This window comes from Flavobacterium sp. FPG59 (assembly GCF_002150205.1).
Taxonomy (GTDB): domain Bacteria; phylum Bacteroidota; class Bacteroidia; order Flavobacteriales; family Flavobacteriaceae; genus Flavobacterium.
Genome location: NZ_MTCA01000133.1, coordinates 1 through 8,560, shown reverse-complemented (window position 1 = coordinate 8,560; position 8,560 = coordinate 1). Strand labels below are relative to the sequence as shown.

Genomic DNA, 8,560 nt, shown 5'->3' with positions numbered 1-8,560 from the left:
TCTAAATAATCCATAAATAACTGAAAAACAATATTTTAAAAATCGATCTATTACACAATTAGTGTCTTAAAATTTAAAAAATACTTAGAATGCAAGAAAAATCAGTTGTTAAAATTTAACGCCATAAAAAAAAACCTTTCCGTAGAAAGGTCTTTTTCATTATAAAAAAATTAAAACTTACATATTACGCCTGTACTGACCACCTACTTCAAACAAAGCCGCCGTAATTTGTCCTAACGAACAAACCTTTGTTGCTTCCATCAAGTGTTCAAATAAATTTTCATTTTTAATAGCCGCTTCTTGAATGCTATTAAGTTGTGCACTTACCTTATCTTGATTTGATTGGTGAAGATTATTCAACATATCAATCTGGTATTGTTTCTCTTCTTCGGTAGCACGAATCACTTCAGCTGGAATTACGGTTGGAGAACCTTTAGAACTTAAGAAAGTGTTCACACCCACAATTGGGAATTCACCGGTATGTTTTAAGGTTTCGTAATACAAACTTTCTTCTTGAATTTTACTACGCTGATACATAGTTTCCATAGCACCAAGAACGCCACCACGCTCGGTAATTCTATCAAATTCTAGTAATACAGCAGCTTCAACAAGATCTGTTAATTCTTCAATGATAAAAGCACCTTGAATTGGGTTTTCATTTTTGGCTAGACCTAATTCCTTATTGATAATCAACTGAATTGCCATGGCACGACGAACACTTTCTTCCGTTGGTGTCGTAATAGCTTCGTCATACGCATTGGTATGCAATGAGTTACAGTTGTCATAAATTGCATATAAAGCTTGCAATGTAGTACGAATATCGTTGAAATCAATTTCTTGTGCGTGCAACGAACGTCCAGAAGTTTGAATGTGGTATTTCAACATTTGCGCTCTTTCATTGGCACCATATTTTGTTTTCATGGCTTTCGCCCAAATTCTGCGCGCTACTCTACCTATTACAGCATATTCTGGATCTACCCCATTCGAAAAAAAGAATGATAAATTAGGTCCAAAATCATTAATATTCATACCACGGCTCAAATAATATTCTACATACGTGAATCCATTAGAAAGAGTGAAAGCCAATTGTGTAATTGGGTTTGCACCAGCCTCAGCAATGTGATATCCTGAAATAGAAACCGAATAAAAGTTTCTAACGTTTTTAGTAATAAAGTATTCCTGAACGTCACCCATTAAACGTAAAGCGAATTCTGTAGAGAAAATGCAAGTATTTTGAGCTTGATCTTCTTTTAAAATATCAGCCTGAACAGTTCCACGCACTTGTGATAAGGTTCTTGCTTTAATATCATTGTAAATTTCCAAAGGCAAAACCTGATCTCCTGTAACTCCCAAAAGCAGTAACCCTAAACCATTATTTCCTGCAGGTAAATCACCTTGATATTGAGGTCTTTCTACCCCTTTTTGCTTGTAAATCGCTTTGATTTGAGCAGCAACTTCAGCTTCAAGGTTATTTTCTTTGATGTAAATTTCGCACTGCTGATCGATTGCAGCATTCATAAAAAACCCAAGCAGCATAGGAGCTGGTCCGTTGATCGTCATACTAACAGAAGTCATTGCATGTACTAAATCAAAACCTGAGTATAATTTTTTAGCATCATCTAGACAACAAATAGAAACTCCGGCATTACCAATTTTTCCATAAATATCTGGACGCACATGCGGATCGTTTCCATACAAAGTCACACTGTCAAATGCGGTTGACAATCGTTTGGCTGGCAATCCAGCGCTTACATAATGAAAACGTTTGTTAGTTCGTTCTGGTCCACCTTCACCAGCAAACATTCTTGAAGGATCTTCTCCTTCACGCTTGAAAGGATATAAACCAGCAGTAAACGGAAATTCTCCTGGAACATTTTCTTGTAGACACCAGCGTAAAATATCGCCCCATGCTTTGTACTTTGGCAAAGCAATTTTAGGAATTTGTGAATGCGATAATGACTCGGTATGTGTAGCCATTTTAATTTCGCGATCACGCACTTTAAACGTATAAACCGGATTTTTATACTTGTTTACTTTTTCGTCCCAAGTTAAAATAATTTCCCAGTTGTAAGGATCTAAATCCATTTTTACTTTTTCAAACTGATTTAGTAAAAGATTTAGAAATATTTTATCTTCGGCAATCCCAACTTTTTCAAGTTCTACAGCTGTTGGCAAAACAGAATCATCATTGATTCCTGCTTTGATCAACTCTGGTGTTTTATTAGCAACCGTTTCAATGGTTTTGTAAATGCCGTATAATTTTTGAGCTACTTGTTCTTGGCTCAACGCAGTCACATCATATTTGCGGTTACTCTCTGCAATTTCAGACAAATAACGGGTTCTGTGCGGCGGAATCACAAAGATTTTCTCACTCATTTCGCGCGTAATTTGAAACGTAGATTTCAAATCAGAATCCGTTTTTTCATGGACTTTATCCATAATCGCTTTGTACAGCGTATTCATCCCTGGATCGTTAAACTGCGAAGCAATTGTCCCGAAAACAGGAAGTGTATCTAAATCAGCATCCCAAAGGTTATGGTTGCGCTGGTATTGTTTTTTTACATCACGCAATGCATCTAGAGAACCGCGTTTGTCAAATTTATTTATCGCTACCAAATCAGCAAAATCAAGCATGTCAATTTTTTCCAATTGGGTTGCCGCACCAAACTCCGGAGTCATAACGTACAAAGAAACATCAGAGTGATCCATAATCTCAGTATCAGACTGACCGATTCCTGAAGTTTCTAAAATAATAATATCATAGTTTGCCGCTTTGATTACTTGAATGGCATCAGCAACATATTTTGACAAAGCCAAATTAGACTGACGTGTTGCCAATGAACGCATGTACACGCGTGGATTATTGATGGCATTCATACGGATTCTATCCCCCAGAAGCGCTCCACCTGTTTTTCTTTTAGATGGATCTACAGAGATTAACCCAATTGTTTTTTCAGGAAAATCAATCAAGAATCGACGTACTAATTCATCAACTAAAGATGATTTTCCTGCACCACCCGTACCTGTAATTCCCAGTACTGGTGTTTTACAATTTTCATTCTTTTTTTGGATCAGTTCCAATGTTTTAGCAGCAACATCAGGGAAATTCTCTGCTGCAGATATGATTCGGGCCAGAGCTGTTGGATTTTTAGCCTCTAATTGCTCCACTTCATTGGTCAGTTTATCTCCAGTAGGAAAATCAGATTTTTGAACCAAGTCGTTAATCATTCCTTGTAATCCCATCGCGCGTCCATCATCTGGAGCGTAAATACGGGTAATACCATAAGCTTGCAGCTCAGCAATTTCAGTAGGCAAAATCACTCCGCCTCCACCACCAAAAATTTTTATTTGACCCGCTCCTTTTTCTTGAAGCAAATCGTACATGTATTTGAAATACTCGTTATGACCACCTTGATAAGAAGTAATGGCAATAGCATTAGCATCTTCTTGAATTGCTGTATTTACAACTTCTTCTACACTTCGGTCATGTCCTAAGTGAATCACCTCCACACCTGTAGATTGAATAATCCTACGCATGATGTTGATTGCTGCATCGTGACCATCAAAAAGAGCTGCTGCTGTTACAATTCTTACTTTATTGTTAGGGATATATGGTATTTGTTGTTCCATTTTATGAATATGATAATTTAAGCCTGCAATTTACAATTTTATTTTAAAAAAGCTATTTGAAGTTAACCGATGTTATTCACATTTATAGAAGAATTTTCTAATCTAGCCCCGATTGCAGCGGCATCCCTCGCTTTTTTGGAGCGAGGATACAGCGAAAAGCGGGACAAATTTTCATGAATGTACAAAATGGGTGCTCCTATTGAAAAGTTTGGCTTTATTTTTGAATATGTTATATTTTTACAAATGCCAAATGGCGCACTAACGAATACCCTATTTAAGATGAAGAAGATTTTAGTACTGATCGCGGCGATTTCCCTTTCTGGTTGTGCCGAAATGCAACAAGTGATGAATCAATTCCCGCAAACGCAAGGCATTGGAGGCATTGATATTGCTGGTGGTTTAAAGGAAGCTTTAAACAACGGAATTTCGAAACAAGTTACAAAACTAACGGCTACTGATGGTTTTTATCGCAACGAGGCTGTTAAAATTTTATTGCCAGAGGAATTGCGAAAAGTAGATACTGGTTTGCGCAAAATAGGACTCAGTTCCCTTGCTGACGAAGGTTTAAAAGTATTGAATCGCGCTGCCGAAGATGCTGTAAAAGAAGCCACACCTATATTTGTAGACGCCGTAAGAAATATGACTATTACGGATGCCAAAACTATTTTGTTAGGCAATCAAAATGCGGCAACATCGTATTTGCAAAACAGTACTTCAACGGCATTGTACGGAAAATTTAATCCTGTAATTAAAAACTCGTTTACCAAAGTTGGCGCGGATAAAGTGTGGGCCAACATTATTACCAAATACAACAGCATTCCGCTGGTGAATAAAGTAAATCCTGACTTGACAGATTATGTTACTAAGCAAGCGCTAACAGGTGTTTTTAAAATGGTTGCCGTAGAGGAAAAGAATATTAGAACTAATTTGAGTTCCAGAACCTCTGTGTTACTCCAAAAAGTTTTTGCTATGCAAGACAAGAAGTAAATATTTGGCTGTTTTATATCACAGAAACAGCCAAATCCTATTTTTTTATACCAGCAAATACCATTAGTTTTGAAATAATAGCCTTCTACTATTTTGAGGCCTAAAAAGAAAACGCATGCAAAAAATTACAATCCTAATTCACTGCCCAGATCAAAAAGCAATTATTGCCTCTGTTACTAATTATATTGCCGCCATTGATGGGAATATCGTTTATTTAGACCAGCATGTAGATGCTGATGAAGATGTTTTTTTTATGCGTATTGAATGTGAATTCAAAGCTGAAAATTGGAATCTAGAAGCTATAAAAGCCGATTTTCAAGCAGTCATAGCTACACCGTTCCAAATGTCATGGGAAATGTACCTGCAAACTGACAAACCTAAAATGGCATTGTTTGTGTCTAAATACGACCATTGCTTATATGATATTCTTGGGCGTTATCGGGCGGGCGAATTGCCACTTGAAATCGCAATAATTATTAGTAATCATAACGATTTAGAAGCAGTAGCACATCAATTTGGAATTCCTTTTTATCATGTTCCTTTTACGAAAGAAATAAAAGATATAGGCGAACAACAACAATTGGAATTGCTCCTTCAAAACCAAATTGATTTTATTGTTTTGGCTCGCTACATGCAAATTATTACTCCAAATCTTATTGCACAATTTAAAAATCGGATCATCAACATTCATCATTCTTTTTTACCTGCTTTTCCAGGAGCCAAACCTTATCACTCCGCTTTTAAGAGGGGTGTAAAAATCATTGGTGCTACAAGTCATTATGTAACCGAAGAATTAGACGAAGGACCTATTATTGAACAAGATATAGAACGAGTTTCTCACAGTCACTCTATTGATGATTTTATCATGAAAGGGCGCGACCTAGAACGAACGGTGTTGGCCAGAGCCATAAAATTACATGCCGAACGCAAAACAATGGTGTACAATAATAAGACGATTGTGTTTGTGTAAAAAAAGTAATAAAATACTGATTTTCAAATTTTTGCATTTTAAAAAATCACACTTTTGGATTACCAAAATCTTAACTAAAGTCCAACAAAGTAATAACAAAATCTTAACAACGATATCTTGAGTTCTTCACGACCTTTGTAGAGTAATAAACTGGTTATTTATTATTTTGGTTTTGGTTAGTTAAAGAATTGCTCGTACACAAGTACGGGCATTTTTTTTACCTCTTATTTTTTAGGAAAGAAAGAACAGCCTCATTAAAAATATTAGGTTGCTCCACGTTGACAACATGACCTGAATTTTCGACCACAAAAAGTTTTGAAGATTTGTAATGACTCTCGACCACTTTACGAACTGATGGTAAAAACATATAATCTTCCTCACCCATTACATATAAAGTAGGGATATTCAATTCAACTTGACGAAACCATTTGAGAACCGGATTGATTTCAGCTGTAAGCTTGAACCATTTAATAAATTCTTTTTGGTACAACTTTTTAGCTTCGTTGATAAACAGTAAGCGAGATTGTTTGTGACTTTTCTTTGGCATGATTACAAATGCAAAGAACTTGTATAAAACCAAATAGGGCAACACGTATTTAAACATATTCCCCAATCGCATTAATACTTGCGAACGAAAATTCATTTTGAGAATGGCACCACCCAAAATCATGCTTTGAACCCGTTCTGGGTACATTTCTGCCAATTGCCTGATTAAAATTGTTCCTAAAGAGATGCCTACAAAATGTGATTTTTTTATGTGCAAATGATCTAAGACTTCGAGAATATCATTGGCCAAAGCCGAAAAAGTGTATTTCTGTTTGAAAGCGGTTTTTAAAGTCGTTTTTGATTCACCATGACCTCGCAAATCGAGTAGCAAAACATTGTATTGTTTTTTAAAATCTCGAATTTGTTTGAACCAAATAGACGAACTTCCTCCTGCTCCGTGGACAAAAGTAACCCACTGATCGGTATTTTTATTCTCGTAAATGGTGTAATTGATCACGTATTTTTTTTTTGTAAAAATAGAACTTTAATTTAAAATTTCAACACTGTTTGCTGCTAACCTGATTAATATTGCTTAGAAAAAATCAATATTGACCTAATGCCTATACTGTTGCAATTGAATTATGGATTTTTTTGAAATAATCAAAAGCCTTTACTAACCTGCTCCCATGCCATGAAAACATTTCGCCATCAACAAAAATTGTTTTGCCGTGATGCGTGTGAATTCCTATTTCAAAAGCATGCTCCTCCGTAAAAGGAAACGGCTCCGAGGACAGAAAAACAAGTTGAGGATCACCCTCAGAGCGAATTTTTGTAATATCCACTTCGGGGTATCGCTCTTTATTTGTGTATATATTTTCAAAGTGATTCAATTGCAATAATTCATCAATAAAAGTCCCTGAACCTGCTACCATATAAGGGTTTTTCCATATAAAATAGGCCACTTTTAAAACGGGTTTATCAGCTATGAATTTTTTAAAATCGCTCCAGGCAAAATTCAATTTGTCAGTCCATTTTTGAGATTCGGTACGGCAGTTAAACAGCTGTCCAAAATCTTTAATCATTTGGATATTATCCTCAATGGTAATGATATCTGTCACCCAAACGGGAGCAATTTTTTGCAACTCGGCTACCATTTCTTGAGTGTTTTCCTCTTTATTGCAAATGATAATATCCGGCTCCAGCAATCGGATTTTTTCATAATGCACTTTTTTAGTACCTCCTACTGTTTTCTTAGTCGATTTGAAATGATAGGGATGCACGCAAAACTTAGTAATACCAACTATTTTCTCCTCAAGCCCCAAATCATACAGCAGTTCTGTTTGAGATGGAACTAGTGAAACAATGCGTTTTGGAGCTGACTCAAACGTATGGGAACGACCAAGTTGGTCAATGTATGTTTTCATGAATGGATTCTTGTAAAATGGAATAGAATAAAAGCAAGCAAACGCAATCCTTAACTACTTTAGATCAAGAATTGCATTCATCTCTTGTTGCATTTTTAAAGCTTCCTCGCGTGCTTTTTGGGCAAAATCAGTTCCGTTTGATGCATAAATAATCCCTCGAGAAGAGTTAATGAGTAGCCCAATGGAGTCATTCATTCCGTATTTGCAAACTTCTGATAGGCTTCCGCCCTGCGCACCAACTCCAGGAACGAGTAAAAAACTATCTGGTACAATTTTTCTAACTTCAGTAAAGTATTCGGCTTTAGTAGCGCCTACCACATACATTAAATTAGAACTATTTTTCCAAGTTTTTGAAGTTTCAAGTACCTGCTTGTACAATTCTTGCGTATTTGCTCGTAAGGTTTGAAAATCAAACGCACCCTCATTTGACGTAAGTGCTAGCATTATAGTATGCTTATTCTCAAAAGCTAAAAAAGGTTCAACAGAATCTTTACCCATATACGGAGCAACGGTTACGCTATCAAATTTTAAGTCTTCAAAAAAAGCCTTGGCATACATCGTAGACGTATTTCCTATATCGCCACGTTTTGCATCGGCAATTGTGAAAATTTCAGGGTATTTTTCATTGATGTAGTCAATCGTTTTTTGTAATGAAGTCCAACCCTTTAAACCGTAAGCTTCATAAAAAGCTGTGTTTGGCTTGTAGGAAACCACGATATCATGTGTTGCATCAATAATGGCTTTGTTGAACTCAAAAATAGGATCTTCAAGAGTGAGTAAATGTTTTGGAATTTTATCTAAATCTACATCAAGCCCTACGCAAAGGAATGATTTTTTAATTCTAATTTGATCGATTAATTGCTGTGTTGTCATATTATAGTAGTTGTGTGGCAAAATTACAAACATCCACATAAAATAATGTCATACCGTAGAATAAAAATTAAATTTTAATCTTTAACTGATGAATCTATAAATTAACCATGGAAAGGAAAGTCAAAAGTAATAAGCCTTAACAAAACTCAATTTACTCTTTTACAACTAGATGTTTTGCGAGATATAAGAG

General features: G+C 35.9%; 6 protein-coding genes. 2 read left to right on the top strand and 4 right to left on the bottom strand.

What is annotated here, in order from left to right; all coding sequences use genetic code 11:
• Positions 1-177: 177 nt before the first annotated feature.
• Positions 178-3,630 (bottom strand): methylmalonyl-CoA mutase family protein, encoded by a 3,453-nt coding sequence (locus FPG59_RS11325; protein WP_086454711.1) that lies wholly within the window; start codon positions 3,628-3,630, stop codon positions 178-180.
• 279 nt (positions 3,631-3,909) lie between these two features.
• On the opposite strand from FPG59_RS11325, the gene FPG59_RS11320 reads away from it, so the two are divergent.
• Together FPG59_RS11320 and purU are read left to right on the top strand one after the other, a co-directional pair.
• Complete coding sequence (locus FPG59_RS11320) at positions 3,910-4,617, top strand: DUF4197 domain-containing protein (protein ID WP_086454712.1); 708 nt, start codon at positions 3,910-3,912, stop codon at positions 4,615-4,617.
• Between the two features lie 115 nt (positions 4,618-4,732).
• Positions 4,733-5,587, top strand: a complete 855-nt coding sequence (purU, locus tag FPG59_RS11315; protein ID WP_086454710.1) for a formyltetrahydrofolate deformylase — start codon at positions 4,733-4,735, stop codon at positions 5,585-5,587.
• 217 nt (positions 5,588-5,804) lie between these two features.
• On the opposite strand, the gene FPG59_RS11310 is transcribed toward purU, so the two are convergent.
• The 3 genes from FPG59_RS11310 to pyrF all read right to left on the bottom strand — a co-directional run bounded on the left by FPG59_RS11310 (position 5,805) and on the right by pyrF (position 8,370).
• Positions 5,805-6,590, bottom strand: a complete 786-nt coding sequence (locus FPG59_RS11310) for an alpha/beta fold hydrolase (protein ID WP_086454709.1) — start codon at positions 6,588-6,590, stop codon at positions 5,805-5,807.
• A 103-nt stretch (positions 6,591-6,693) separates the two neighbouring features.
• Positions 6,694-7,497, bottom strand: coding sequence for an ABC transporter substrate-binding protein (locus FPG59_RS11305; RefSeq protein WP_086454708.1), 804 nt, complete (start codon positions 7,495-7,497; stop codon positions 6,694-6,696).
• Positions 7,498-7,551: 54 nt separating this feature from the next.
• Positions 7,552-8,370 carry an orotidine-5'-phosphate decarboxylase gene (pyrF, locus tag FPG59_RS11300; protein WP_086454707.1) on the bottom strand — a complete coding sequence of 273 codons (819 nt, stop codon included), beginning with the start codon at positions 8,368-8,370 and terminating at the stop codon, positions 7,552-7,554.
• Between the last annotated feature and the right edge of the window lie 190 nt (positions 8,371-8,560).

What these genes read in the sequence shown, in the direction of transcription:
- FPG59_RS11305 (WP_086454708.1), bottom strand. Translation starts at nt 7,497, where the DNA reads ATGAAAACATACATTGACCAACTTGGTCGTTCCCATACGTTTGAGTCA.
- pyrF (WP_086454707.1), bottom strand. Translation starts at nt 8,370, where the DNA reads ATGACAACACAGCAATTAATCGATCAAATTAGAATTAAAAAATCATTC.
- purU (WP_086454710.1), top strand. Translation starts at nt 4,733, where the DNA reads ATGCAAAAAATTACAATCCTAATTCACTGCCCAGATCAAAAAGCAATT.
- FPG59_RS11320 (WP_086454712.1), top strand. Translation starts at nt 3,910, where the DNA reads ATGAAGAAGATTTTAGTACTGATCGCGGCGATTTCCCTTTCTGGTTGT.
- FPG59_RS11325 (WP_086454711.1), bottom strand. Translation starts at nt 3,630, where the DNA reads ATGGAACAACAAATACCATATATCCCTAACAATAAAGTAAGAATTGTA.